Consider the following 26,494-nt stretch of genomic DNA (forward strand, 5'->3'; position numbering starts at 1 on the left):
TCAGTCGCCGGTCAGCGTGCCCTGCCACGCTCGTGCCCACGCACGCCGGGGCCGGCAGCCGGCGCGGTATCCGATGTCCACCTCACACAGAGGCAGGGAGACATGAAGTCCCAGGTCGCGGAACTGGCCGCGCTGCGCGCACGCGTGCTCGCCGGCCCCGGTGAGAAGGCGACGGCCGCACAGCAGGCCAAGGGGAAGCTGACCGTCCGGGAACGGATCGGTCTGCTCCTCGACGAGGGCTCGTTCCACGAGGTCGAGCCGCTGCGCCGGCACCGGGCGACCGGTTTCGGCCTGGAGGCGAAGAACCCGTACACCGACGGTGTGGTCACCGGCTGGGGCACGGTCGAGGGCCGTACCGTCTTCGTCTACGCGCATGACTTCCGGATCTTCGGCGGCGCGCTGGGCGAGGCCCACGCCGCCAAGATCCACAAGATCATGGACATGGCCATCGCGGCCGGCGCGCCCCTGGTGTCCCTGAACGACGGGGCGGGCGCCCGCATCCAGGAGGGCGTGACCGCGCTCGCCGGGTACGGCGGCATCTTCCGCCGCAACACCGCAGCCTCCGGGGTGATCCCGCAGATCAGCGTGATGCTGGGCCCGTGCGCGGGCGGCGCCGCCTACAGCCCGGCCCTGACCGACTTCGTGTTCATGGTCCGCGAGACCTCGCAGATGTTCATCACGGGCCCCGACGTGGTCAAGGCGGTGACCGGCGAGGAGATCACCCAGAACGGCCTCGGCGGCGCCGACGTCCACGCCGAGACCAGCGGGGTGTGCCACTTCGCCTACGACGACGAGGAGACCTGTCTGGAGGAGGTCCGGTATCTGCTCTCCCTCCTGCCTCGCAACAACCGCGAGAACCCGCCCGCGGTGCCCTGCGACGACCCGGCCGACCGGCGCTGCGAGTCGCTGACGGAGCTGGTGCCGGTCGACGGCAACCGGCCCTACGACATGGCCCGGGTGATCGAGGAGATCGTCGACGACGGCGAGTACCTGGAGGTGCACCAGCGCTGGGCCCGCAACATCATCTGCGCGCTGGCCCGCCTCGACGGCCAGGTCGTCGGGATCGTCGCCAACCAGCCGCAGACCCTGGCCGGTGTGCTGGACATCGAGGCGTCCGAGAAGGCGGCCCGGTTCGTGCAGCTGTGCGACGCGTTCAGCATCCCGATCGTCACGCTGCTCGACGTGCCCGGATTCCTGCCCGGCGTCGGCCAGGAGCACGGCGGCATCATCCGGCACGGCGCCAAGCTGCTGTACGCCTACTGCGACGCCACCGTGCCCCGTATCTCGCTGATCCTGCGCAAGGCCTACGGCGGCGCGTACATCGTCATGGACTCCCAGTCGATCGGCGCCGACCTCACCTACGCCTGGCCGACCAACGAGATCGCGGTGATGGGCGCGGAGGGCGCCGCGAACGTCATCTTCCGGCGGCAGATCGCCGAGGCCGACGATCCCGAGGCCAGGCGGGCGGAGCTGGTCAAGGAGTACAAGGCCGAGCTGATGCACCCGTACTACGCGGCCGAACGCGGCCTGGTCGACGATGTGATCGATCCGGCCGACACCCGCGCCGTCCTCATCGGCGCGCTCGCGATGCTGCGCACCAAGCACGCCGAGCGCCCGGCCCGCAAGCACGGCAACCCCCCGCAGTGAGTGTCCCCGGTGAGTCCCGCCATGTGACGGAGGTCCCCATGCCCGTGTCCCCCGCGTCCCCCACCCCGCCGATCCGGGTCGAGAAGGGCCAGGCCACCGACGAGGAACTGGCCGCCCTCGCGGTGCTGCTCCTCAGCCGGGGCGCCCTCGCCGGTGCCGATGCGGAGCCCTCCTCCCCCGGCACCACCTCCTGGCGCCCGCACGCCTTCCACGCGCCGCACAGCTGGCAGCGCTCCTGACCGGCGCACCCCGCGACAGCACCGAACGGCCCGGCGCGTCCCGCGTCCGGGCCGCCCGGCACCCGTCGTTCAGCCCTGGACGAGGGTGATGTCCTGGTCCGTGACTCCGTGGAAGGCGAGCAGCGGGGCGATGCCCGAGGGCCGCAACTCCATGAGGCTGGCCTGCACATGGGCGGGACCGGTCCTGAGGGTCTCGGAGCCGACCTTGCCGCTGTTCTGCCAGCGGTGCTCGGCGCCGTCGCACTGGGCGACGCCGCCGCCGATGCCGTGCTTGACCCGGGCGTCGCTCTGGCTGAGCGAGGAGCTGACGAACACCGGTCCGGTGCCGGCGGTGCAGCGGTAGCTGCCGGAGAGCGTGATCGTGCCGTCGGACGCGATACGGCCGGTGGTGTCGACGGTGACGGCCTCGGAGGAGTCGGCGCCTGCCGGGCCGCCGGCGACACACAGCAGGGCGACGGCGCCGAGGGCCGCGGCGAGGGCGAGGCGAGTGGGCATGGGGTATCTCCCGGTTCCGTGGGGGGACGATGGCTTCCACTGGTACCGGTCGGCCGTGCCGCAGGTCGTGATCGTCACTCCATCGGTGGCGCGTCCTGGAACCGTCCGGGAGTTGTCCGGTTGTTGTCACGCTTCACGGCGCGCGGTTCCGGGGCGTTCACGGCGGGAGCATGGTCTATGCATGACGGGCGGCGGCCGAACCCGCCGGCCCCTCACATCCCGATGTGGAGGTGCGCCATGTGCTCCAACCAGTCCTCGTGCCCCGCGTCCGGCCCCGCCCTGCGGCATCCGGTGGCCGCCCATCCCGAGCAGGGCTGGACCTTGCTGTGCGACGGCTCGATCGTGTTCGACGACAGCGGCGAACTGCACCCGGACGGCAGCGTGGTCCCGCCGTGCCGGGTCCCGGCCGAACGCCTCGCCACAGCGGCCTGACCCCGGCCCGCTACGGCAGCACCGCGAACCCGTCCAGCTCCACCATCGCCTGCTCGTCCCACAGCCGTGCGACCTGTACGACGGCCATCGCCGGGTAGTCCCGGCCCGCCAAGTCCCGCCAGATGCGGCCGAGTCGGCCGGCGTGGGCGCGGTACGCGGCGACGTCCGTGGCGTAGACGGTGACCCGGGCGAGGTCCGCGGGGGTGCCGCCGGCCGCGCGCAGGGCCGCGAGGAGGTTGCCGAGGGCCCGCTCGAACTGCTCGGGCAGCGTGTCCCCGGTGACCTTGCCGTCGGCGTCCAGGGCGGTCTGGCCCGCGAGGAACACCACGCGCGAGCCGGAGGCGACGACGGCGTGCGAGAACCCCGTGGGCGGGGACAGCTCGGGCGGGTTGACGCGCTCGGTCGTCACCGGGGGGCCTCCTCGGTCCTTGCGTACAACTCCTTGGCGATGATGCCCCGTTGGACCTCGCTCGCGCCCTCGTAGATGCGCGGGGCGCGCACCTCGCGGTAGAGGTGTTCGAGGAGGTGGCCGCGACGCAGGGCCTGGGCGCCGTGCAGCTGGACGGCGGTGTCGACGACGTACTGCGCGGTCTCGGTGGCGAGCAGCTTGGCCATCGCGGCGCGCTTCGGGACGTCGGCGGCGCCCTCGTCGTACGCCGTCGCCGCCGCGTACACCATCAGCCGGGCGGCCTCGGTGCGCAGGGCCATCTCGGCGACCTGGTGGGAGACGGTCTGCAGGTCCATCAGCCGGCCGCCGAAGGCCTCGCGGCGGCGGGTGTGGCCGAGGGTGGCGTCGAGCGCGGCCTGGGCCATGCCGACCGCGAAGGCGCCGACGCTGGGGCGGAAGAGGTTGAGGGTGCCCATGGCGACCGTGAAACCGCGATCGCGCTCGCCGAGCACGTCGTCGGCGGTCACCGGTACGGCGTCGAAGTCCAGGGAGCCGATGGGGTGCGGCGAAAGCATGTCCAGCGGGGTGCCGGTGAGCCCGGGCCGGTCCGCGGGGACGAGGAAGGCGGTCACACCGCGGGCTTTGGCGCCGGGCGTGGTGCGGGCGAAGACGGTGTAGAAGTCGGCCTCGGGGGCGTTGGAGATCCAGCGCTTGGCGCCGGTGAGCCGCCAGCGGCCGGCGCCGTCGGGCTCGGCCGCGAGGGACAGCGCGGCCGCGTCCGAACCCGCCCCCGGCTCGCTCAGCGCGAAGGCGGCGACCGCGCTCCCGTCGGCGACCCGGGGCAGCCAGCGCTCGCGCTGGGCGGGGCTGCCGTGGGCGTGCACCGGATGGGCGCCCAGGCCCTGCAGCGCGAGCGCGGTCTCGGCCTCGGTGCAGGACTGGGCGAGGGATTCGCGCATCAGACACAGGTCCAGCGCGCCCGAGGTGAACAGCCTTGCTAGCAGGCCGAGTTGGCCGAGCTCGGCGAGGAGCGGCCGGTTGACGCGTCCGGGCTCGCCCTTGTCGGCGAGCGGGCGCAGCCGTTCGGCGGCCGTCGTGCGCAGCTCGGCGCACCAGGCGGTCTGCCGCGGGTCGAGCGAGAATGCGGGCACTGCCGGTCCTCCCTCCGGTCCGGGCCACCCTGACCCTTCCCGTTCACCGTCCGGGACGGCACCACCGCGGCCCGCCCCAGCGCCTTCCGGCGACGAGCCACCCTCTTGGCCACCCCGGCTCCCCACCCACGTTATCGCGCAACCTTGACTGCCGTCACCAAGACGATACGCTCGATGCGCGAGCCCATCAGGACGCCGGTGCCCACCACGACGCCCGTCTTCGACGCTTGTCACGGCAAGGGGGCGAACCGCCATGCACCGCTCGGCCCATGTCGACACCTTCGCGCGCGACCATCTGCCGCCGCCGGACGAGTGGCCCGAGCTGCGGTTCGACCTGCCGGAACTGCGCTATCCCGAGCGGCTGAACTGCGCCGCCGAACTCCTCGACCACGCCGAGGCGGACCACCCGGTCTTCCACACCCCGGACGGGCCGAGCTGGACGTACGGCGAGTTGCGCGCGCGGGTGGACCGGATCGCGCACGTGCTCACCGGCGACCTCGGCGTGGTCCCCGGCAACCGGGTGCTGCTGCGCGGCCCCACCACGCCCTGGCTGGCCGCCTGCTGGCTGGCCGTGCTGAAGGCGGGCGCGATAGCCGTGACCGTGCTGGCCCAGCAGCGCCCGCACGAGCTGGCCACCATGTGCGAGATCGCCCTGGTGCGGCACGCGCTGTGCGACATCCGGTCGGTGGCGGATCTGGCGAAGGCCGACATACCCGGGCTGCGGATCACGACGTACGGCGGCGACGGCCCCGACGACCTCCTCAACCGCCCGGCGCCCGGCACGCCGTACCCGGCGGTCGACACCGCCGCCGACGACGTGGCCCTGATCGCGTTCACCTCGGGGACGACGGGTCGCCCGAAAGGGTGCATGCACTTCCACCGGGACGTGCTGGCGATCGCGGACACCTTCTCCCGGCATGTGCTGCGCCCACGCGCGGACGACGTCTTCACCGGCAGCCCCCCGCTCGGCTTCACCTTCGGCCTGGGCGGCCTGGTGGTCTTCCCGATGCGGGCCGGCGCCAGCTCCCTGCTCCTGGAACAGGCCGGCCCCCGGCAACTGCTCCCCGCGATCGCCGAGCACCGCGTCTCGGTCCTGTTCACCGCCCCGACCGCCTACCGCGCCATGCTGGAGCGGCTCGACGGGCACGACGTCTCCTCGCTGCGGCGCTGCGTGTCGGCCGGCGAGAACCTGCCCGCGGCCACCTGGCGGGCCTGGCACGAGCGCACCGGCCTGCGTGTCATCAACGGCATCGGCGCGACCGAGCTGCTGCACATCTTCGTCTCCGCGGCCGACGAGCGGATCAGGCCGGGCACCACGGGGGTGCCGGTGCCGGGCTGGCAGGCGCGGGTGCAGGACGCGCACGGCAGGCCGGTGCCGGACGGCGAGCCCGGACTGCTCGCCGTGCGCGGCCCGGTCGGCTGCCGCTACCTCGCCGACCCGCGCCAGCGCGGGTACGTACGCGGCGGCTGGAACATCACCGGCGACACCTATGTCCGCGAGCCGGACGGCTACTTCCGCTATGTGGCCCGGGCCGACGACATGATCATCTCCGCCGGGTACAACATCGCCGGACCGGAGGTGGAGGACGCGCTGCTGCGGCACCCGGACGTGGCGGAGACGGCGGTCGTCGGCCGCCCGGACGAGGCCCGCGGACAGGTGGTGGTCGCCTTCACCGTGCTGCGCGAGGGCGCCCGGCGCGACCCCGAGGCCCTGCGCGGCTTCCTCAAGTCCGAGCTGGCACCCTACAAATGCCCGCGCGAGTTCGTCTTCCTCGACGCGCTCCCGCGCACCGCCACCGGCAAGCTCCAGCGTTTCCGGCTGCGCAGCGAAGGTGACCGGCAGTGATGCCGACGACCTAAAATGATCAACGTGTCCGAGCAGCACGCCCCCAGGTCCCTCATCGTCACGCTCTACGGCGCGTACGGCCGCTTCATGCCCGGCCCGGTGCCCGTCGCCGAGCTGATCCGGCTCCTGGCCGCGGTCGGCGTGGACGCGCCCTCCGTGCGTTCCTCGGTGTCCCGGCTCAAACGCCGCGGCCTGCTGCTGCCGGCCCGCACCGAGCAGGGCGCGGCCGGCTACGAACTCTCCCCGGGGGCACGCCAGTTGCTGGAGGACGGCGACCGGCGCATCTACGCGACCACGCCCGTGGAGGACGCGGGCTGGGTGCTCGCGGTGTTCTCCGTGCCCGAGTCAGAGCGGCAGAAGCGGCATGTGCTGCGCTCCCGGCTGGCCGGCCTGGGCTTCGGCACGGCGGCCCCCGGGGTGTGGATCGCCCCGGCCCGCCTCTACGAGGAGACCCGGCACACCCTGCGCCGGCTGCACCTGGACCCGTACGTCGACCTCTTCCGCGGCGAGCACGTGGGCTTCGCCCCGACGGCCGAGTCGGTCGCCCGCTGGTGGGACCTGACCGCGATCGCCAAGGAGCACGAGCGGTTCCTGGACGCGCACGCCCCGGTGCTGCGGGCCTGGGAGCGCCGCGGCAGCACCCCGCCCGAGGAGGCCTACCGGGACTACCTCCTCGCCCTCGACTCCTGGCGCCACCTGCCGTACACCGACCCCGGCCTGCCCACCCCACTGCTGCCCACCGGCTGGCCGGGCCTGCGCTCGGCGGAGGTGTTCCGCGCCCTGCACGAGCGGCTGCGGGACGCGGGTGCGGAGTTCGCGGGGGTGTGAGACGGGGCGGTCTCACAGGGAGGTCAGGCAGTACAGGTGTGCTCCCTCCGTCCGGGCGCGGTGGGCCAGGCCGACGAAGGTGCGGATGCTGTCCTCGGCGTGCAGGTAGTCGGCGAAGTACGCCTCGTCGATGTCGCACGCCTGGAGCGCGAGCATCGGCACCGCGTCCTCGACCACGTCGGCGAGGGTGTCCCGCCAGGCGTCGGGCAGTTCCTCGAGGAACGTCCCTTCGTCCCACGCGGTCCCGGACACCACCGGCGTCTCATGGGGGTACGGCACCTCGTCCGGGTCGGGCGAGACCAGTTCGGGCCGCTCCCCGCGGGCCGGCGGTATGCCCGCCGCGAAGGCGATCAGCCGGGGCAGCGCCAGATGAGGGTCCATGTTCCCCACATCGACCCCGGCCAAGCCCAGCCACTCACCGTCCGGCCCGATGACCCGCTCCACCGCCGTGCCCCGGTCACCGGCGAGGAAGTACTCGTGCGACACGCCCATGACGTCTCCGTTCGTCTCACTGCCCCACGAGTCGAGTACAGCAGACGGCACTGACAGTCATCCACCGAGGGACAACCGCGGCTTCGGGGCGTCCGTGCGGCCGGTCTGCGGGCGGCGACTGCCGGCGCGATAGGGCGCGGGCCAGACCACACCGGGGCCTTCGTAGCCCTGCTCGGCCGCCGCGTGCAGGGTCCAGTGCGGGTCGTACAGGTGCGGACGGCCCAGCGCGCACAGGTCCGCGCGCCCGGCGAGGATCAGGGAGTTGACGTCGTCCCAGGACGAGATCGCGCCGACAGCGATCACCGGGACACCCGCCTGCTGCCGGATCCGGTCGGCGAACGGCGTCTGGTACGACCGCCCGAACTCCGGCCGCTCCTCGGCCACCACCTGCCCGGTGGAGACGTCGATCGCGTCGGCGCCGTGCGCGGCGAAGGCGCGGGCGATCTCCACCGCGTCCTCGGCGGTCGTACCGCCCTCGGCCCAGTCCGTCGCGGAGATGCGCACCGTCATCGGCCGCTCCGCCGGCCACACCGCGCGGAGGGCGTCGAAGACCTCCAGCGGGAACCTCAGTCGTCGCTCCGGCGAGCCGCCGTAGGCGTCGGTGCGCCGGTTGGTGAGCGGGGAGAGGAAGCCGGAGAGCAGATAGCCGTGCGCGCAGTGCAGTTCGAGCAGGTCGAAGCCGGCCCGCGCGGCCTGCCACGCGGCGGCGGTGAACTGCTCGCGGATGTCGGTCAGTTGGGCCCGGGAGAGCTGCCGAGGGAGCTGGCTGCCCGGCTTGTACGGCAGCGGGGAGGCGGCGACCAGGGGCCAGTTGCCGCGCGGCAGCGGCTCGTCCATGCCCTCCCACATCAGCTTCGTGGAACCCTTGCGGCCGGAGTGCCCGAGCTGCACGCCGATCGCGGTGCCGGGCGCCTGGGCGTGCACGAAGTCGGTGACCCGCCGCCAGGCCTCGGCCTGCCTGCCGGTGTAGAGCCCGGCGCAGCCCGGCGTGATCCGGCCCTCCTCGCTCACGCACACCATCTCGGTCATGACCAGACCGGCCCCGCCGAGGGCGCGGGCGCCGAGGTGGACCAGATGGAAGTCGCCGGGGACGCCGTCGGTGGCGGAGTACATGTCCATCGGCGACACCACGACCCGGTTGCGCAGGGTCAGACCACGCAGCCGGAACGGGGTGAACATCGGGGGGGTGCCGGGCGGGCAGCCGAACTCGCGCTCGACCGCCGCGGTGAAGTGGGGGTCGCGCAGCCGGAGGTTGTCGTGGGTGACGCGGCGGCTGCGGGTGAGCAGGTCGAAGGCGAACTGGCGGGGCGGCCGGCCGAGGTGGAGGGAGAGGTTCTCGAACCATTCGAGGCTGGCCCGGGCGGCGCGCTGAGTGGAGGCGACGACGGGTTTGCGCTCCTCCTCGTAGGCCGCCAGTGCCGTTTCGAGTGTGGGCTGTTCGCGCAGGCACGCCGCGAGTGCGAGGGCGTCCTCCACGGCGAGTTTCGTGCCCGAGCCGATGGAGAAGTGGGCGGTGTGCGCCGCGTCGCCGAGGAGGACGACGTTGCCGTGCGACCAGCGGTCGTCGACCACCGTACGGAAGGTGGTCCAGGCCGAGTTGTTGGAGCGCAGGGGGCGGCCGCGGAGCGCGTCGGAGAAGATCTTGGCGCAGCGCTCGACGGACTCGTGCGGGGTGAGCTCGTCGAATCCCGCCGCCTTCCAGACCTCCTCGCGCATCTCCACGATCACGGTGGAGGCGTCGGCCGCATAGGGGTAGCCGTGCAGCTGCATCACGCCGTGCTCGGTCTCGGCGATCTCGAAGCGGAAGGCGTCGAACGCGAAGTCGGCGGCGAGCCAGATGTAGCGACAGCGGTGTGTCGTCACCCGCGGGCGGAACACATCGGCGTAGGCGGCGCGGGTGGTGCTGTTGACTCCGTCGGCGGCGATCACGAGGTCGTACGCGGCGGAGAGCGTGTCCGGGTGCGGCGCCTCGGTGGAGAACCTCAGGTCCACGCCGAGGGAGCGGCAGCGCTCGTGCAGGATCTCCAGGAGACGGCGCCTGCCGAGCGCGGCGAAGCCGTGGCCGCCGGAGCGGTGGGTGACACCCCGGTGGACGATGTCGATGTCGTCCCAGCGGACGAAGTCCCGTTGCAGGGCCGCGTAGACGACGGGGTCGGCGTGTTCGATGCCGCCGAGGGTCTCGTCGGACAGGACGACTCCGAAGCCGAACGTGACGTCCGGGGCGTTGCGCTCCCAGACGGTGACCTCACGGGTGGGATCGAGCCGCTTGAGGAGCGCTGCGGCGTACAGGCCCCCGGGGCCGCCACCGATGATCGCCACGCGCATGAAGGCTCACCTCCCCCGCCACTTCGGCGGGCGTTTCTCCGTGAAGGCCGCGTGGAACTCCGCGTAGTCCTCGCCGTTCATCAGCAGGGCCTGGGTCGAGGCGTCCAGCTCGACGGAGGCCGCCAAGGGCATGTCCAGCTCGGACGTGAGCAGGGCCTTCGTCTGGGCGTACGCCAGTGCGGGGCCGTCGGCCAGGCGGCGGGCCAGCGCTTGAGCCGCCTCGTCGGCCCGCCCCTCCTCGGTCAGCTCGCTGATCAGGCCGATGCGCTCGGCCTCGGGGGCCCGGACCGGTTCGCCCAGCATGAGCAGCCGGGTGGCGTGGCCGAGGCCGACGACACGGGGCAGCAGATAGGCCGCGCCCATGTCGCCGCCGGACAGGCCGACGCGGGTGAAGAGGAAGGCGAAGCGGGCGCTCGGGTCCGCGACGCGGAAGTCGGCCGCCAGCGCCAGGACCGCTCCGGCACCGGCCGCCACGCCGTGCACCGCGGCGATCACCGGGAACGGGCACTCCCTGATCGCCCGCACGACCTGGCCCGTCATCCGGTTGAAGTCGAGCAGCCGCGCGGTGTCCATGCCGAGGGTGACGCCGATGATCTCGTCGACGTCGCCGCCCGAGCAGAAGCCGCGTCCCTCGCCGGCCAGCACCAGGGCGCGTACGGCGCGCTCCCGGGACAGCTCGGCCAGCAGGTCGCGCAGGTCGGCGTAGACGCCGAAGGTGAGCGCGTTGAGCTTCTCGGGACGGGCGAGGGTGACGGTGGCGACACCGTCGGCGAGCCGGACCCGCAGGTGCTCCCAGTCGGAGGTGCGGGCGGCGGAGCCGGTGAAGGGACTCATGACGTGCGGCCTCCTAGGGCGGCGGTGCCGTACGTTGCACTGTCCCATGAAGTTATCACTCATTTGTGACTGTCGTCACGACTACGCGACAGACGGCGGCCGATCGGCCGGATCCGGTCACGTGCGTCACCGGTTCTCGACAGCGCCGTAACAAGGGGCCCGGGCGGGCGAGGCGGGGCGTTCGCCGGGGTAAGCCGCCCGTACCGGGGCCGAGGGTCCCGGGCGAAGCCCGCCGACGGTCCGAAGTGGCCGGGCCCGTACCATTCCTACAGTCGAAAGCAGGACAGCCTGCTCCATGAACGGACTCGCCTTGCACGAACGCCCCACCGAACCGGCCTCCTGGCGCATCGCACTGCCGCACACCGCCGCGGCGGTGCCCGTGGCCCGTGCCCTGGTGCGCACGGCCCTCGCCGAGGTGGAGCACCCGGCCGACAGCGACACCGCGGAGCTGCTCACGGCGGAGCTGGTGGCCAACGCGGTGGAGCACACCGCCGGGCGCGGCCCGATAGAGCTGGTGGTGGAGCTGCTGCCGACCGGCTGCCAGGTCGAGGTGCACGACCCGGACCCGGCGCCGCCCGGCCATCTGACCCGGCCGGTGATCGAGGAGCCAGACGTGTGGCAGGAGGGCGGGCGCGGGCTGCTGCTGATCCGCGCCCTCAGCTCGTCCTGCGGTCACCGCCCCACCCCGTCGGGCAAGGCGGTGTGGTTCAGACTGCCTGCGGTTCCCGCTCAGCGGCGGCGCTCGGCGTGACCTCCGGGGCGGCCGCCCGGGCCAGCGTGGAGTGCCGGCGGCCGTAGCCGACGTAGATCAGCAGGCCCACCACGAGGAACACGGCGAACTGGACCCAGGTCTGCCAGCCCGTCTCGTACATCAGGTACAGGCAGAAGCCGACGCCGAGCAGCGGGCCCACCGGGTACAGCGGCACCCGGAAGCTGCGGGTGAGGCCCGGTTCGCGGCGGCGCAGGGCGATCACCACGATGTTCACCACGGCCATGATCGCCAGGGTGCCGATGGTGCACAGGTTCATCACGGCGTCGAGGGAGGCGAAGGCCGCCGGGAGCGCGAAGACGAGGGCGACGATCAGCGTGCCGGCGACCGGGGTGGAGGTCTTCGGGTTCACCTTCTCGAAGACCCGTGGGATCAGGCCGTCCCGGGACATCGACATCAGGATGCGGGTCTGGCCGTACATCACCGCGAGGACCACCGAGGCGATGGCGACGACCGCGCCGAAAGCGATCACTCCGCCGCCGACGGCCGAGCCGGTGACCTCGTTGACGACGTACGACAGCGCGGCGGGGCGGCCGGCGACCTGCTTGCCGCCGATGGCGCCGATCGCCGCCAGCGCGACCGCGCAGTACAGCAGGGTCACGATGCCCATGCAGACCATGATCGCGACCGGGATGTCCCGGCGCGGATTCTTGGCCTCCTCGCCGGCGGTCGTGATCGCGTCGAAGCCGATGTAGGAGAAGAACGCGGCCGTGGTGCCCGCGCCGATGCCGCCGAGGCCGGCCGGCGAGAACGGGGTGAGGTTGCCGTGCTTGAAGGCGCTGTAGCCGATGACGCAGAAGGCCAGCAGGATGACGAGCTTGACCGCGGCCATGGCGGCCGTCGCCCGCGCGCTCTCGCGCACCCCGCGCACCAGCAGCACGGAGGCCAGAGCGATGACGATCACGGCGGGGAGGTTGATGATCCCGCCGTCGCCCGGGCCCGCGGACAGCGCGGCCGGGAGCTGGACGCCGGTGAGGCTGTGCAGCAGCTCGTTGACGTACTGGCTCCAGCCGACGGCGACGGCCGAGATGGAGATGCCGTACTCCAGCAGCAGGCACCAGCCGACCAGGAAGGCGGTGGACTCGCCGAGGCCGGCGTAGGCGAAGGAGTACGAGGAGCCGGAGACCGGGATCGCGCCGCCCAGCTCCGCGAAGGAGAAGGCGGTGAAGACGCAGGTGATCGCGGCGAGGACGAAGGAGACGACGACGGCCGGGCCGGCCTGGGCGACGGAGTCGGAGAGGCCGACGAAGATGCCGGTGCCGACGATGGCGCCGACGCCGAAGCAGATGAGCTGGAAGAGGCCCATCGTGCGCTTGAGGCCGTGGCCCTCGCGGTCGGCGCCGGATTCGGCGACGAGCAGGTGCGGGGACTTGATGCGGGGAGCGGGCATTGCGGGTGGTGCTCGTTTCTGGGTGGTGCGGGCGACCGGGTGAGGTCGCGGCGGCGGCCCGGGCTGGGGTGGTGCGGGGCCGCCGGTCAGGATAAGGGCAGGTCGGGGCGGTGGGCCAGGGTCAGCGGGCGAGTGTGGCGACCAGCACCGCCTTGATGGTGTGCAGGCGGTTCTCGGCCTCGTCGAAGACGACCGAGTGCGCGGACTCGAAAACCTCGTCGGTGACCTCCAGCGAGGTCAGGCCGTAGGTCTCGTGGATCTCGCGGCCGACCTTGGTGCCGAGGTCGTGGAAGGCCGGCAGGCAGTGCAGGAACTTCACGTCCGGGTTGCCGGTGGCGCGCAGGACGTCCGTGGTCACGGCGTACGGCGCGAGGGCCTCGATCCGCTCGGCCCAGACCTCCTTCGGCTCACCCATGGAGACCCACACGTCGGTGGCGACGAAGTCCGCTCCCGACACGCCCTCCCGGACGTCCTCGGTGAGGGTGACCCGGGCGCCGGTCGCCTCGGCGAGCTTGCGGGCGTGGGTGACGACGTCCTCGGCGGGCCAGTAGGCCTTCGGGGCGACGATCCGCACGTCCATGCCGAGCAGGGCGCCGGTGACCAGGTAGGAGTTGCCCATGTTGAAGCGGGCGTCGCCGAGGTAGGCGAAGGCGATCTCCTTCAGCGGCCTGGCGCTGTGCTCGGTCATGGTGAGCACGTCGGCGAGCATCTGGGTGGGGTGCCAGTCGTCGGTGAGCCCGTTGTAGACGGGCACGCCGGCGTGCGCCGCCAGCTCCTCGACCTTGGCCTGGCTGTCCCCGCGGTACTCGATGCCGTCGTACATCCGGCCCAGCACCCGCGCGGTGTCCTTGACGGACTCCTTGTGGCCGATCTGCGAGCCGGACGGGTCCAGGTAGGTCGTGTGGGCGCCCTGGTCGGCGGCGGCGACCTCGAACGCGCAGCGGGTGCGGGTCGAGGTCTTCTCGAAGATCAGCGCGATGTTCCGGCCGCGCAGGTACTGCGTCTCGGTCCCCGCCTTCTTGGCGGCCTTCAGCTCGGCTGCCAGCTCGACCAGGCCGCGGAACTCCTCCTCGGTGAAGTCCAGCTCCTTGAGGAAGTGGCGGCCGGCGAGGGCGGTCGGGACTGTCGCCATGGGGCGCGCTCCAGACGTACGAACTACGAATGACAATGGAAGTCTATACGACTATTCACAAATCTATACAGCGTCTCGCTCCACGGGACAGCTCATGCATCTCGGGCCGCCCCGGCCCCGGCCCAGCTCGCTGCCCGGGATCTCGATCACCTCGATGCCCTGCTTGCGCAGATGCGTGTTGGTGGTCGAGTTGCGCTCGTAGGCGACGACGACCCCGGGCTCGACGGCGAGCACGTTGCAGCCGTCGTCCCACTGCTCGCGCTCGGCGGCGTGCACGTCCTGGGTGGCGGTCAGCACCCGGATCTCACCGAGGCCGAGGGCGGCGGCGATCGCGCGGTGCATGTGCTCCGGCGGATGGTCGGTGACCTTCAGCTCCTTCTCGGAGACCCCCGGCTCGATGGTGTACGAGCGCAGCATGCCGAGCCCCGCGTACTGGGTGAAGGTGTCGCCGTCGACCATGGTCATCACGGTGTCGAGGTGCATGAAGGCGCGCCGCTTGGGCATGTCGAGCGCGACGATGGTGCGTGCCGAGCCTGCCGCGAACAGCTTGTACGCCAGCATCTCCACGGCCTGCGGGGTGGTGCGCTCGCTCATGCCGACCAGGACGGCGCCGTTGCCGATCACCAGGACGTCGCCGCCCTCGATGGTGGAGGGGTGGTCGGCCTGCCCCTGGGACCAGACGTTGAACGTCTCGGCGCGGAACAGCGGGTGATGGCGGTAGATCGCCTCGAAGTGGACGGTCTCCCGCTGCCGCGCGGGCAGCCGCATGGCGTTGATCGCGACTCCGTCGTAGATCCAGGCGGAGGTGTCGCGGGTGAAGAGGTGGTTGGGGAGGGGGCCGAGGAGGAAGTCGTCGAGGTCCATCACATGGAAGCGGACGGAGGTCGGCTCCGCGTGCGCCCGCAGGAACTCGCGCTTGGTCATGCCGCCCACGAGCGCCTCGGCCAGCTCGCGTGCGGGCAGGGCCTCGAACGCGGCGCGCAGATGGTCGGCGGCGAGGGGGCCGTACTCCTTCTCGTGGAAGACCCGGTCCAGGACGAGGGCGCGGGCCTCGGGAAGCTCCAGGGTCTCGGTGAGCAGGTCGCCGAAGAGGTGGACGGCGACCCCGCGGTCCCGCAGGACGTCGGCGAACCCGTCGTGCTCGGCGCGCGCCCGGCGCACCCACAGCACGTCGTCGAAGAGCAGGGCGTCCTTGTTGCTGGGGGTGAGCCTTTTGAGCTCCAGGTCGGGCCGGTGCAGGATCACGCGGCGCAGCCGCCCGGCCTCGGAGTCGACGTGGTATGCCATGCCTCCATCCTGGCCGTCCGCGCCCGTCTTCACGCCCTTGTTGACCGTTTCCGACTCCTCCTGTTTTCGTCTCCCTGATGAGAAGGCCCGGTCAGACCGTGGTGCACGGGACCGGCGGGCGCCGGACGCGCGGGGGCAGCGCCACCGCCCAGCCTCCGGCGGCCAGCACCAGCCGCTCGGCTCGGAGGAGACCGACGGCCTCCCGGTCGACCGACGACCGCGTCCAGCGGTGCCGGGTCCTGGAGGCGGAGGACCGCGGCGAGGAGATCGGGGTGGTCGAGGGTGAGCCGTACGGCCGTGCCCTTCTCCCTGCGATCCAGGACCGTCACAAAGGCGGGGCCGCGGCGGTGGTGGAGGCTCCCGAAGACGTGTCCGGCCCGCCAGGCGGCCAACTCCGCCTCGTCCGCGGACAGTTCCCTCGGCGGGGGGGGCAGGTGGTGCAGCAGTCCGATGTCGTACGACGGCCCCGCCACGGCCCGCCAGGCAACCGGCAGCCCCTGACTCCGGCACTCGCGCAGGAAGCGCACCGCCTCCGCCGTGCTGCGCCCCGAGCCGCTCCGGTCCAGCGGCCCGGTCACTTCGACCCGCCGTCCCGCGAGCCGGTACGGCACGGCGGTCGCAGGCGCGCTCATACCGCGCCCCCAGCCAGGCGGACCGGCTCGCCTCAGGTCGGCAGGGCCACATAGGTGGCCCCGTCGCGGAACAACAGGCCGAGCTCCAGGGCCTGCCGGACCCATGCGGTGAGGACGTCCGAGGCCGGCCCCTGGCCGTCGGCGGTCAGCAGCCGGTGCAGCGCCGGTACGGTACGGCCCTCCTTCAGGCGGCGCAGCGCCTCGGTGCGCCAGCCGGTGAAGCGGTGGGTGGCCGGTGGCCGCCCGTGCCGCCGGTCGTGCACCAGCAGCTCCCCGCCGTCCTCCTCGAACAGCAGCCGGGAGTGCGCGTGCCCGGCCCGCCAGGCGGCGCAGCGCCTCGGTGCGCCAGCCGGTGAAGCGGTGGGTGGCCGGTGGCCGCCCGTGCCGCCGGTCGTGCACCAGCAGCTCCCCGCCGTCCTCCTCGAACAGCAGCCGGGAGTGCGCGTGCCCGGCCCGCCAGGCGGCGCCGGCGCACCAGCCGGTCGAACTCCGCCCACAGCCGCTCCCCGGGCTTGGCGCGGAAAGTCATGGCGAAGCCGTTGAGCCCGCAGAAGGTGCAGCGACACAAGGGCGTTCCGTGACGGACGGGATGCGGCGTGGCGGGCTACAGGCGCGGACCCACCGGGCCACAGGCGCGGATCCACCGGGCTACAGGCGCGGATCCACCGGCTCCGACTCCAGGGCCAGCACCCCGAACACCGCCTCGTGCACCCGCCACAGCGGCTCCCCGTCCGCGAGCCGGTCCAGGGCCTCCAGGCCGAGGGCGTACTCGCGCAGGGCGAGGGACCGCTTGTGGTTCAGGAACCGCTGCCGCAGCTTGGCGAGGTTGTCCGGGCGGGTGTACTCGGGGCCGTAGATGATCCGCAGGTACTCCCGGCCCCGGCACTTGATGCCGGGCTGCACCAGCCGGCCGTCGGTGTTCCGGACCAGCGCGCCGAGCGGCTTGACGACCATGCCCTCGCCGCCGCGACCGGTCATCTCCAGCCACCAGTCGACACCCGCGCGCACCGACTCCGGCTCGCCGGTGTCGACGTACAGCCGCCGGGTGGTCTGCAGCAGTCCGGTGCCGTCGTGCTCCACCAGCCGGTCGATCAGGGCCAGTTGCTCGTCGTGCGGCAGCGCGGCGAGGCTGCGGCCCTGGACGGCCAGCAGCTGGAAGGGCGCCAGGCGTACGCCGTCCAGGCCGTCGGTGGTCCAGCAGTAGCGGCGGTAGGCGGCGGTGAACGCGGCCGCGTCGGCGGCCCGGTCCCGCTGCCGGTCCAGCAGGCCGGTGAGGTCGACGCCCCGGGCCGAGGCCGCCTCCAGCGCGGCCAGCGCGCCCGGGAAGACCGCGCCGGACGCGGCGCCGACCGCCGCGTACTGGCTGCGCAGCAGCCCCGAGGCCTTCAGCGACCACGGCATCAGCTCGGCGTCCAACAGCACCCAGTCGGTGGCCAGTTCGTCCCAGAGTCCCGCCCCCGTGATCGCCGAGCGCAGCCGGCCGAGGATCTCCTCGGTCACCTGCTCGTCGTCGAGGAACGGCCGCCCGGTACGGGTGTAGAGCGACCCGCTCGGACCGTTCACTCCAAAGCGTTTCCGTGCCGCCTCCGCGTCCCGGCACACCAGGGCCACGGCCCGCGAGCCCATGTGCTTCTCCTCGCACACGACCCGCTCGACGCCGTCCGCCGCGTACTGCGCGAAGGCCTCCACCGGGTGCTCCAGGTAGTCGTCCACCTGGGACGTCGGCGTCGGTGCCATGGTCGGCGGCAGGTACGGCAGCAGGCGCGGGTCGGTCGCGAAGCGGCTCATGACCTCCAGGGCCGCCGCCGCGTTCTCCTCGCGGACCGCCACCATGCCCGCGTGCCGGGTCTCCACGGCCCGGCGGCCGTAGACGTCCGCCAGGTCCAGCGGCCGGCCGTCCCGGCCACCGGGCGCCTCCGCGCGCAGCGGGCGGGCCGGCTCGTACCAGACCCGCTCGGCCGGTACGTCGACCAGCTCGCGCTCCGGCCAGCGCAGCGCGGTCAGCTTGCCGCCGAAGACCGCGCCGGTGTCCAGGCAGATGGTGTTGTTGAGCCAGGTCGCCTCGGGAACCGGGGTGTGGCCGTAGACCACCGCCGCGCGGCCCCGGTAGTCCTCGGCCCACGGGTAGCGCACCGGAAGACCGAACTCGTCGGTCTCGCCCGTGGTGTCGCCGTACAGGGCGTGCGAGCGGACCCGGCCGGAGGTGCGGCCGTGGTACTTCTCGGGCAGGCCGGCGTGGCAGACGACCAGCTTTCCGCCGTCGAGGACGTAGTGACTGACCAGGCCCGCCAGGAACCTGCGTACCCGCTCCTTGAACTCCTCGCTCTCGCCCTCCATCTGCGCGATGGTCTCGGCGAGGCCGTGGGTGTGCTGGACGTTGCGGCCCGCCAGGTAGCGGCCGTACTTGTTCTCGTGGTTGCCGGGCACGCACAGCGCGTTGCCCGTCTCGACCATCGACATCACCCGGCGCAGCACGCCCGGGGTGTCCGGGCCGCGGTCGACCAGGTCGCCGACGAAGACGGCGGTACGGCCGTCCGGGTGGACGCCGTCCGTGTAGCCCAGCTTGGCGAGCAGCGCCTCCAGTTCGGCGGAGCAGCCGTGGATGTCGCCGATGACGTCGAAGGGGCCCGTGAGGTGGGTGAGGTCGTTGAAGCGCTTCTCGGTGACGACGGCGGCGTGCTCGGCCTCCTCGACGCCGCGCAGGACATGCACCTTGCGGAAGCCCTCGCGCTCCAGGTGCCTCAGCGAGCGGCGCAGTTCGCGGATGTGCCGCTGGATGACCCGGCGGGGCATGTCGGCGCGGTCGGTGCGGGCCGCGTTGCGCTCGGCGCACACCTCCTCCGGCATGTCCAGCACGATGGCGATGGGCAGCACGTCGTACGTCCTGGCCAGCTCGATCAGCTGACGCCGGGCGTCCTGCTGCACGCTGGTGGCGTCCACGACGGTGCGCCGGCCGGCGGCCAGCCGCTTGCCGGCGATGTAGTGCAGGACGTCGAAGGCGTCCAGGGTCGCGCTCTGGTCGTTCTCGTCGTCGGAGACGAGACCGCGGCAGAAGTCCGAGGAGATCACCTCGGTGGGCTTGAAGTGCCGTCGTGCGAACGTGGACTTGCCGGAGCCGGAGGCGCCGACGAGGACGACGAGGGAGAGGTCCGTGACGGGGAGGATCCGCCCCTTGTTCTCTGGTGTCTCGGTCATGCCGCCTTCGCCTCCTTCTCGGTCTTGATCGTGAACAGTGCCATCTGGGTGGGCGGACCGACCTCGGGGTCGTCCGGGCCGACGGGGGCGAACTCCACGCCGTAGCCGTGTCGTTCCGCCACTCTCGCCGCCCAGGTGCGGAACTCCTCGCGCGTCCACTCGAAGCGGTGGTCGCCGTGCCGGGCGTGTCCGGCGGGCAGGGTCTCCCAGCGGACGTTGTACTCGACGTTCGGGGTGGTCACCAGGACCGTACGGGGACGGGCGTGCCCGAACACGGCGTACTCCAGGGCGGGCAGCCGGGGCAGGTCGAGGTGCTCGATCACCTCGCTGAGCACGGCGGCGTCGAAGCCCCTCAGCCGCTTGTCGGTGTAGGCGAGCGAGCCCTGCACCAGCTTGACCCGGGACGCCTGCCGCTCCCCCATGCGGTCCAGCTTCAGCCGGCGGGAGGCGATGGTGAGCGCCCGCACCGACACGTCGAGGCCGACGATCTCGGTGAACCGCACGTCCTTCAGCAGCTCCCGCACCAGCTCACCCTGTCCGCAGCCGAGATCCAGGACGCGCGCGGCGCCCCGGTCCCGCAGGGCGGCGAGGATCGCCTCCCGGCGCTGGACGGCGAGCGGGGTGGGCCGCTCCTCCTCCTCGGTCTCGGCCTCGACGGCGTTGTCGATCTCCTCGACCTCGCTGTCGTCGGCCTCGGCGAGCCGCACCAGCTCCAGCCGCTCCATCGCCTGCCGGGTCAGCGACCAGCGGCGGGAGAGGTACCGGCTGGTGATCAGCTTCTGCTCCGGGTGGGCGGGCAGCCAGCCCTCGCCGGCCCGCAGCAGCTTGTCGACCTCGTCGGAGGAGACCCAGTAGTGCTTGGCGTCGTCGAGGACCGGCAGCAGGACATAGAGGTGGCGCAGGGCCTCGGCGAGGGTCAGCTCCTCGGCCTCCAGGACGAGACGCGCATAGCGCGAGTCGCCCCACTCGGGGAACTCGGCGTCCAGGGGGACCGGTTCGGCGGTGACCGTCCAGCCCAGCGGCTCGAAGAGACGCCGTACGAGCTCCGGTCCGCCGCGGGCGGGCAGCGCGGGCACCTCGATGCGCAACGGCCGTGCCCGTTCCGGGAGTTCGGGCCTGGCGTGGCAGGTGCCCTTCATCGCGCTGGAGAACACGCCGCTCAGCGCGACCGCGAGCAGCGAGGAGGCCGCGTAGGGGCGGTCGTTGACGTACTGCGCGAGCGCCGCGTCGGGGGCGCCGCCGCGGCCCTTGCCCTTGCCCCGCCGGACCAGCGCGAGCGTGTCGATCTCCAGCAGCAGCGCGGCCGTGCAGCGCAGGTCGTCCGCCTCGGGGTAGAAGACGTGCGCCGTGCCGTACGACGTGGAGAACTTCTGCGCCTTGTCGGGGTGCTTGTGCAGCAGGTACCCGAGGTCGGTGGCCGGGTGGGCGGCGTCGCCGCGCGTGGAGATCGTCAGGAACACATGACCGAGTCTTCCGGTATCAAGGCTCGCTGACCACCGGTTTTCTCATCGTGGCCACGTCATCCCCCCCGGGGCCTTGATCAGTTGCGCGCTGTGGCGGAGCCCACAGTCCACACACAAGTCGTTCACACCTACGGCATAGTGATCGACCGTCAACTGACCACTGGCTGAAGGGGGAACCATGTCCCACGGCCACAAGGTCCGCGCCGGCAGCAGAGCCGTCGTAGCGGCACTGGCGGGTGCGGTTCTCGGTACGGGCGTCCTCGCGGCCGCTCCCGCCCAGGCGGCCACGGCACCGCAGGTGTCGGCCCAGGGAGCGTTCGCGCTGAACCCCGCCACCGGCAAGGCGCTGTTCGGCAAGGAGCCGGACGGACGGCTGCGGACCGGGTCCACGACGAAGATCATGACCGCGCTGGTGGCGCTGTCCCAGCCCCATCTGAACCTCGACCGCCAGGTGAGGATCAAGAAGGAGTACACGGACTACGTCATCGACCCCACCACGCACACCCAGCGCTACTCCAGCGCCCACCTGATCCTCGGCGACTCGATGAAGGTGCGCGACCTGCTGTACGGGCTGCTGCTGCCCTCGGGCTGCGACGCGGCCTACGCGCTCGCGGACACCTACGGCACGGGGTCGACGACGGACCAGCGGACCAAGTCGTTCATCGCCGGGATGAACGCCAAGGCGCGCGAACTGGGCCTGACCGACACGCACTTCGACTCCTTCGACGGGGTGTCCAACGGCAACAACTTCGCCTCGCCGCGCGACCTGGCGAAGCTGGCCGGGGTCGCGCTGAAGAACGCGACCTTCAAGAAGGTCGTCGGCACCAAGGAGTACAAGGACATGCAGTCCTACCGGCCGGGCGGCGGAACGCACGCCATGCAGCCGTGGGACAACACCAACAAGCTGCTCGGCTCCTACCGGGGCGCGATCGGCGTGAAGACCGGCTCCGGACCGGAGGCGCAGTTCTGCCTGGTGTTCGCGGCGACCCGGGGCGGCCGGACGGTCGTGGGCACGGTGCTCGCCGACACCTCCGCGGACCAGCGCTTGCAGGACGCGGCGAAGATCCTCGACTACGGCTTCACGCAGAGCGGCTGAGGCAGCCGGGGGGCCGCCGCCGTGGTGCACGGCGGCGGCCTCTCGGCCGGGTCACACGCCCGACGGGCTGTTCTGGTTGCCGTTCTCCTCCAATGACTCCTCCCGCGCCGCCAGCTTGCGGAGCATCTCCAGGACGCGGTCGCGGGACTCGTCGGCCGCGTCGATGGCCTCCATGCACTGCCAGTACGTCGTCTCGTCGTCGGCCGCGCTCGCCATGCCGACCAGGGCCATGCCGACCTCGCCGAGCAGGCTCCCGAGGCTGAGCAGGGTCTCGCGGGCGTCGGCCAGCTCGGTGAGCTGGGCGGCGCGCAGGTCGCCCAGGTCGAGTTCGGGCGGGTCCAGGACTCCGCAGCCACGGCCCGCCAGTTCGGTCAGGCCGAGCGCCTCGCCGCGCAGCTCGGGCGGGCCGGAGACCGCGAGCCGGCTCCCGATCGCCTGGGCCAGGGCCTGCGCCTGCCACACCTCCGCCATGATCTCGGCCGCGTCGGCGCCGCACGCCAGCGCACGCCTGCTCGTCAGGATGAGCCGTATCGCATCCATGCGTCGCCCCCGTCCTTCCGCGTGCTTCCTCGCACGCCCGCTTGAACGCTCTTGGTCACTACCCAGAGTGAAACCGCTCGGGGCGAAAAGCCAGAGGTAGACGGAAATCTGTGGACAACAATTCGGATTCGACAGGCGATTCAACTCCGGAGCGTGATACCGGAGTTCAACCCTCCGGGGGGTGCTCGGACGCGCCGTGCGCCCCCTGCACCGGGAAGCGCCGTTCGTTGCGGTCGATCTTGGCGGCCAGGGCGGCCAGTGCGTCGATGCCGAGGACATCGCAGAACTGCAGCAGATAGGCGAGGACGTCGGCGACCTCGTCGGTGACCCGGTGCGCGGCGTCCGGGTCGTCCATCACACGTGCGGACTCCTCGGGTGTCAACCACTGGAAGATCTCGACCAGTTCGGAGGCCTCCACGCTGAGCGCGGCGACGAGGTTCTTGGGCGTGTGGTAGGGCTGCCAGTTCCGCGCGGCCGCGAACTCGGCGAGCCTGCGCTGGAGTCGGGCCAGGTCGAGGGGTTCCGTCACACGTCCAGGTGTACCACTGTGACGCCCTCGGTCCCGGTTGCCCACGAGGCGTCGCTCACCGCGCCCACCCACCGGATGTGGCCGCGCTCGCCCATCCGGACGGCCGTCCGCAGCAGCTCCCGGCGCTGGGCGGGGTCGAGGCCGCGGTCGAAGCCGTCGGCGAGGACGGTGAGGGTGCGCAGGGCGTCGGGCACCTCGCCCGGGGTGTCCACGTCCAGGACGCCGGGCCCGGTCAGCAGCACCAGCGCCAGCGCGAGATAGCGCAGTTCGCCGTCGCCGAGCCGGGCGAGTTCGGTGCGCAGTCCGTCGCCGCGGTCGAGCAGCGCCCGTACCGTGCCGTCCGGCAGCGGCTCCGCGACGAGATCGGTCACCGGCCCGGCGCAGCCCGCGCGCAGGACGTCGACCAGCAGGCCGTGCCGGCGGGCGCATTCCGCGCGGGTGCGCCACAGCACGTAGGCGAGGTTGTCGCAGCCGGACAGCAGCCGGCCGGAGCCGGTGGGCACGGGGGTGCGCATGCGCTCGGGGCGGGGGTCGCAGGGGAAGACGGAGCGCAGGGCGACCACCATCTGCTCGGCGGCGGCCAGCACTTGGCGCTGCCCGTCGGTCTTGCCGGCCACGCGCAGCGGCAGCAGGGCGGTGCCGAGGCGGTCGTCGGGGAGTGGGGCGCGGGTCACCGGGGCGGAGCCGGCCGTGTACCAGGCCGCCTGGACGGTACCGCGCCCGGGATCGCGCAGGGCGGTCTCCAGCAGGACGACCCCGCCCGCGGTCAGCCGCTCCCCCACGATCCTGAGGTCCGGTTCGGCCTGTACGGCCACGTCGAGCCGGACCGGCCCCTCGGCGCCGTCGGCCGTGCAGCCGATCCGGAAGCCGCGCCGCCCGCCGGCGTCGGGGCGCGCCCGCTGCGGCACACAGGCCACCGGGTCCGGGAACACCTCGAAGAGCGAGGCTCCGCCACCGAGCCGGGCCAGCGCCTCGTACGCCGTGAGCGCCGTCGTCTTACCCGCCCCACTGGGCCCGGCGAACACGGTGACGGACCCCAGCGGAAACCCGGCCCGCCGATGCCCGGCGAACGCCGACAGCCGCAGCTCGGTGATCCGGGCACGTACATCGGGGGACCGCCGGGACCGCGCGGGGACGGCTCCGGCGGGCGCGCCGACGGCGGGGGACTCAGCGGACACGGAAGGCACGGCCATGCCGGGACCGTAAAGCCCGCCCCACCTGCCGAACCGTTTCCTGCCGAGACCTTCCTACGAACGGGCGGCCGGGCGGGCCCAAACGGGACCAGGAGACACTCGGTCGAGTGACACCGGACGACCGGCACCCGCGCCCTCCGGCCACGCACCCACCACACGGCCACCGCAAACTCAGCCACCCCGAGCACCCCCTCGGCCGCCGGGGCCAGGGGTCAGCCGCCCGACACCCCAGCCCCCTCCATCAGCCCGCTGACCTCGGTGCCGGGTGGGGTGAGGAGGAACACGTTGCGGTCGACGCGGTGCATCCCGCTGCCCAGGCCGAAGACCACGCCCGTGCTGAAGTCGAGGACGCGCTTGGCGACCTCGGTCTCCGCGCCGGTCAGGTCGAGCAGGACCGGCGCGCCGGCCATCAGGGTCTCGGCGACTTCCCGGGCGTCCGCGAACACGTTGACGCGCAGCACGACGAACCGGCGCCGCGTCTCGGTCTCGGCGTCCGGCAGCGAGCGGTGGTTCACCGCGGACGGCCAGGCGTCCCGGCCCCGCAGCGGCACGACCTGGGCGAGCCCTTCCCACTGTTCATCGGTGACGTCGTAGCGGCTCACCGGCTCCCCCCGACCTGACTCGCACTCGATGCCTGCACCAGCCAATTCTTACGCCAAGTCACCCGTTCGGCCCAACAGCGACACACTGCGCGACCGATCCGGCGTCAACTCGCCCGGAGCAACCTGAGGCACATGTACGAATACACCCGCTTCTTACCTCTCTCATACCGTTCTCTTCACCCCGGGCCACGTGTCGGTCATCCACCCCCGATAGCGTCCGGTCCCGTGCACTTGGCAGAAACACAGCAGGTGACAGCTGGCCGGCGGACGCGGTCGGCGGTGTCCGCCGTACCGGTCGCCCGCGCGGAACTCCATGAGCCCCCCGCGCAGTGGCATCGCGTGCTGACGCTGCTCGCCGACGTCAGCCTGTTCATCGGTACGCGCTCCGTATGGACACAGGCGGCCACGCACAGGCTGGCCCTCGCGGGGGTCATCTCCGTCTGCTACGCCTCGATCCTGGTGACCGGCGTGCTCACGCTGACGGTCCGCCGGGCGCGTTCGCTGGCCCGTCTCGACGCCGTCGTGCTGGTGACCGCGATCGCGCTCACCCTGTGCGCCTGGGCGCTGAACCACGCGGGCGGCGACGAGGCGGTCCTGACCACGCAGGCCGCGAAACAGATCGTCGGCGGACACCTGGTGTACGACCAGCCGTGGCCGTGGCTCTTCCACATCAAGGGCGTCGCCCTGACCGCGACGACGACCGGCGGTTACGACTACACGTACGGCTATCCCCCGCTGACACCGCTGCTCACCGCGCCCTTCCTGTGGCTCGGCCACGCCGGGGCGCCGGCGACGCTGGCGGTGACGGTCGTACTGATCGTGGGCGCGGTGATGCTGTGGCGGCTGCTGCCGACGCCGTGGCGGTCGGCGGCCACGATGGTCTGCCTGGGCTTCAGTTTCCTGCCGATGTACGCCCGTCAGGGCTACCCGGCGATCGTGGGCCTGGTCCTGCTGATCCCGGTGGTGGTGCGCTGGCCGCGGTTCGGCGCCGGCGGCCGGCTGGGTCCCGCCGGGATCGCGCGCGCCGCGTGCATCGGGGCCGCGTGCGCGGCACAGCAACTCCCCTGGTTCGTCACGCCGTTCCTGCTGGCCGGGATCTACGCCGTGCGCCGCGGTGAGCTCGACGGGCGGGCGGCCACGCGGGTGGTGCTGCGGATCGCCGGGATCGCGGTCCTCACCTGGCTGCTGATCAACGCGTACTTCATCGTGACCGAGCCGGGTCCGTGGTTCCGGGGCATCGCGCTGCCGCTGACCCAGGGCGCGGTGCTGCACGGCCAGGGTCTGGTCGACATCTCCCTGTACTTCACCCACGGCAGCGACCGGCTCGACTGGTACGGCCACGCGAGCATGCTGCTCGCCGCGGCCCTGCTGGCGCTGTTCGTGCTGTTCGTACGGCGGCTGGGCCCGGCCGCGACCGTGCTGCCCTGGTGTGCCTTCTACCTGGCGACCCGGTCCCAGGACGGCTACTACCTGATGTACACGCCGCTGTGGCTGGCGGCGGCGATCACCGTGCCCCTGTCGGAGTTCAGGAGCGCCTGGCAGCCGCGCCCCCGGTGGCTGACGGGCCGGCGCCGCCGGCCCGCGCTGGCCGCCGCCGTGGCGGTACTGGTGCTGCCCGCGCTGGTGAGCGCGACCCTCGCGGTGACGGGGCAGCCGCCGCTGCGGATGGACGTCACGGCTGCCCGGCGCTCCTCGGCGCACACTCTGTCGGCCCTGACGGTGAAGGTCACCAACACCGGGAGCAGCTCGCTGACCCCGCACTACATGCTGACGACCGGCCAGGGCATGAGCCGGTACTGGTCGCTCGCGCACGGTCCGGCCACGATCCCCGCGCACACCACGGCGACGGTCCAGTTGCGGGCGCCCAAGGGCGGCTTCCCCCTGCCCGGGAAGAAGGCCACGCACATCCGGCTGCGCGCCTTCACGGCGACCCCGCAGACGCTCTCCACCGAGGACGTGAGCCGGGCCGAGCTGGGCATGAAGGGCTGA

At 72.5% G+C, this 26,494-nt stretch carries 25 protein-coding genes; 8 read left to right on the plus strand and 17 right to left on the minus strand.

From position 1 onward, the window contains the following. Positions 1-102: 102 nt before the first annotated feature. Positions 103-1,647, plus strand: coding sequence for an acyl-CoA carboxylase subunit beta (locus tag ACFYOH_RS13065; protein WP_388624696.1), 1,545 nt, complete (start codon positions 103-105; stop codon positions 1,645-1,647). Between the two features lie 38 nt (positions 1,648-1,685). After that, on the plus strand, positions 1,686-1,886 hold the full coding sequence (locus ACFYOH_RS13070) for an acyl-CoA carboxylase epsilon subunit (RefSeq protein ID WP_388624699.1): 201 nt from the start codon (positions 1,686-1,688) through the stop codon (positions 1,884-1,886). A gap of 69 nt (positions 1,887-1,955) precedes the next feature. Here ACFYOH_RS13070 and ACFYOH_RS13075 read toward each other — a convergent pair whose 3' ends face one another. Further along, on the minus strand, positions 1,956-2,381 hold the full coding sequence (locus ACFYOH_RS13075; protein ID WP_388624702.1) for a DUF6299 family protein: 426 nt from the start codon (positions 2,379-2,381) through the stop codon (positions 1,956-1,958). 237 nt (positions 2,382-2,618) lie between these two features. Between ACFYOH_RS13075 and ACFYOH_RS13080 the strand changes: the two genes are divergently transcribed. Then, positions 2,619-2,813 (plus strand): DUF5999 family protein, encoded by a 195-nt coding sequence (locus ACFYOH_RS13080; protein ID WP_351806179.1) that lies wholly within the window; start codon positions 2,619-2,621, stop codon positions 2,811-2,813. A gap of 10 nt (positions 2,814-2,823) precedes the next feature. Here ACFYOH_RS13080 and ACFYOH_RS13085 read toward each other — a convergent pair whose 3' ends face one another. Then, positions 2,824-3,222 carry a RidA family protein gene (locus ACFYOH_RS13085; RefSeq protein WP_388624705.1) on the minus strand — a complete coding sequence of 133 codons (399 nt, stop codon included), beginning with the start codon at positions 3,220-3,222 and terminating at the stop codon, positions 2,824-2,826. After that, entirely contained in the window at positions 3,219-4,352 is a 1,134-nt protein-coding gene (locus ACFYOH_RS13090; RefSeq protein WP_388624708.1) for an acyl-CoA dehydrogenase family protein, read from the minus strand. Before ACFYOH_RS13090 ends, ACFYOH_RS13085 begins: the two co-directional genes overlap by 4 nt. A gap of 253 nt (positions 4,353-4,605) precedes the next feature. On the opposite strand from ACFYOH_RS13090, the gene ACFYOH_RS13095 reads away from it, so the two are divergent. Both ACFYOH_RS13095 and ACFYOH_RS13100 read left to right on the plus strand, forming a co-directional pair. Beyond that, positions 4,606-6,198 (plus strand): AMP-binding protein, encoded by a 1,593-nt coding sequence (locus ACFYOH_RS13095; RefSeq protein ID WP_388624711.1) that lies wholly within the window; start codon positions 4,606-4,608, stop codon positions 6,196-6,198. 15 nt (positions 6,199-6,213) lie between these two features. Then, the gene (locus ACFYOH_RS13100) at positions 6,214-7,026 is read left to right on the plus strand and encodes a PaaX family transcriptional regulator C-terminal domain-containing protein (RefSeq protein WP_388624713.1); all 813 of its coding nucleotides are present in this window, start codon (positions 6,214-6,216) and stop codon (positions 7,024-7,026) included. A gap of 12 nt (positions 7,027-7,038) precedes the next feature. Here the strand turns inward: ACFYOH_RS13100 and ACFYOH_RS13105 are convergent, their stop codons facing one another. From ACFYOH_RS13105 to ACFYOH_RS13115, 3 genes are read right to left on the minus strand one after another with little or no spacing between them, the layout of a single operon-like run. Next, positions 7,039-7,518, minus strand: coding sequence for a hypothetical protein (locus ACFYOH_RS13105; protein WP_388624716.1), 480 nt, complete (start codon positions 7,516-7,518; stop codon positions 7,039-7,041). A gap of 57 nt (positions 7,519-7,575) precedes the next feature. Then, entirely contained in the window at positions 7,576-9,843 is a 2,268-nt protein-coding gene (locus ACFYOH_RS13110; RefSeq protein ID WP_388624718.1) for a bifunctional salicylyl-CoA 5-hydroxylase/oxidoreductase, read from the minus strand. A 6-nt stretch (positions 9,844-9,849) separates the two neighbouring features. Next, the gene (locus tag ACFYOH_RS13115) at positions 9,850-10,677 is read right to left on the minus strand and encodes an enoyl-CoA hydratase family protein (protein ID WP_388624721.1); all 828 of its coding nucleotides are present in this window, start codon (positions 10,675-10,677) and stop codon (positions 9,850-9,852) included. 295 nt (positions 10,678-10,972) lie between these two features. On the opposite strand from ACFYOH_RS13115, the gene ACFYOH_RS13120 reads away from it, so the two are divergent. After that, positions 10,973-11,428, plus strand: coding sequence for an ATP-binding protein (locus ACFYOH_RS13120; RefSeq protein ID WP_388624723.1), 456 nt, complete (start codon positions 10,973-10,975; stop codon positions 11,426-11,428). Here ACFYOH_RS13120 and ACFYOH_RS13125 read toward each other — a convergent pair. From ACFYOH_RS13125 to ACFYOH_RS13155, 7 genes are all read right to left on the minus strand, one after another. Continuing rightward, a complete protein-coding gene (locus ACFYOH_RS13125; protein ID WP_388624726.1) occupies positions 11,385-12,836 on the minus strand; it encodes an amino acid permease in 1,452 nt (483 codons plus the stop codon). The two genes, ACFYOH_RS13120 and ACFYOH_RS13125, sit on opposite strands and share 44 nt — an antisense overlap. A gap of 121 nt (positions 12,837-12,957) precedes the next feature. After that, a complete protein-coding gene (argF, locus tag ACFYOH_RS13130) occupies positions 12,958-13,968 on the minus strand; it encodes an ornithine carbamoyltransferase (protein ID WP_388624728.1) in 1,011 nt (336 codons plus the stop codon). A gap of 63 nt (positions 13,969-14,031) precedes the next feature. Then, positions 14,032-15,255, minus strand: coding sequence for an arginine deiminase (locus ACFYOH_RS13135; protein WP_388624730.1), 1,224 nt, complete (start codon positions 15,253-15,255; stop codon positions 14,032-14,034). 29 nt (positions 15,256-15,284) lie between these two features. Further along, positions 15,285-15,887 carry a DUF5825 family protein gene (locus ACFYOH_RS13140; RefSeq protein ID WP_388624733.1) on the minus strand — a complete coding sequence of 201 codons (603 nt, stop codon included), beginning with the start codon at positions 15,885-15,887 and terminating at the stop codon, positions 15,285-15,287. A gap of 32 nt (positions 15,888-15,919) precedes the next feature. Then, positions 15,920-16,150, minus strand: coding sequence for a hypothetical protein (locus ACFYOH_RS13145; protein WP_388624735.1), 231 nt, complete (start codon positions 16,148-16,150; stop codon positions 15,920-15,922). A gap of 385 nt (positions 16,151-16,535) precedes the next feature. Next, positions 16,536-19,082: a polynucleotide kinase-phosphatase gene (locus ACFYOH_RS13150; protein ID WP_388624738.1), complete on the minus strand. Its 2,547-nt coding sequence runs from the start codon at positions 19,080-19,082 to the stop codon at positions 16,536-16,538. Beyond that, positions 19,079-20,542 (minus strand): 3' terminal RNA ribose 2'-O-methyltransferase Hen1, encoded by a 1,464-nt coding sequence (locus ACFYOH_RS13155; protein WP_388624741.1) that lies wholly within the window; start codon positions 20,540-20,542, stop codon positions 19,079-19,081. Before ACFYOH_RS13155 ends, ACFYOH_RS13150 begins: the two co-directional genes overlap by 4 nt. Before the next feature lie 181 nt (positions 20,543-20,723). On the opposite strand from ACFYOH_RS13155, the gene ACFYOH_RS13160 reads away from it, so the two are divergent. Beyond that, positions 20,724-21,641, plus strand: a complete 918-nt coding sequence (locus ACFYOH_RS13160) for a D-alanyl-D-alanine carboxypeptidase family protein (RefSeq protein WP_388624744.1) — start codon at positions 20,724-20,726, stop codon at positions 21,639-21,641. 51 nt (positions 21,642-21,692) lie between these two features. On the opposite strand, the gene ACFYOH_RS13165 is transcribed toward ACFYOH_RS13160, so the two are convergent. The 4 genes from ACFYOH_RS13165 to ACFYOH_RS13180 form a co-directional block, all read right to left on the minus strand. Continuing rightward, complete coding sequence (locus ACFYOH_RS13165; RefSeq protein ID WP_388624746.1) at positions 21,693-22,181, minus strand: DUF6099 family protein; 489 nt, start codon at positions 22,179-22,181, stop codon at positions 21,693-21,695. A gap of 166 nt (positions 22,182-22,347) precedes the next feature. Then, on the minus strand, positions 22,348-22,710 hold the full coding sequence (locus ACFYOH_RS13170; protein ID WP_388624749.1) for a nucleotide pyrophosphohydrolase: 363 nt from the start codon (positions 22,708-22,710) through the stop codon (positions 22,348-22,350). Further along, a complete protein-coding gene (locus tag ACFYOH_RS13175) occupies positions 22,707-23,903 on the minus strand; it encodes an AAA family ATPase (RefSeq protein WP_388624751.1) in 1,197 nt (398 codons plus the stop codon). Before ACFYOH_RS13175 ends, ACFYOH_RS13170 begins: the two co-directional genes overlap by 4 nt. A 212-nt stretch (positions 23,904-24,115) precedes the next feature. After that, positions 24,116-24,505 (minus strand): cell division protein SepF, encoded by a 390-nt coding sequence (locus tag ACFYOH_RS13180; protein ID WP_388624753.1) that lies wholly within the window; start codon positions 24,503-24,505, stop codon positions 24,116-24,118. 279 nt (positions 24,506-24,784) lie between these two features. On the opposite strand from ACFYOH_RS13180, the gene ACFYOH_RS13185 reads away from it, so the two are divergent. Further along, positions 24,785-26,494, plus strand: coding sequence for a hypothetical protein (locus tag ACFYOH_RS13185; RefSeq protein WP_388624755.1), 1,710 nt, complete (start codon positions 24,785-24,787; stop codon positions 26,492-26,494).

The sequence above is a fragment of the Streptomyces sp. NPDC007856 genome (assembly GCF_042868225.1).
GTDB lineage: Bacteria > Actinomycetota > Actinomycetes > Streptomycetales > Streptomycetaceae > Streptomyces.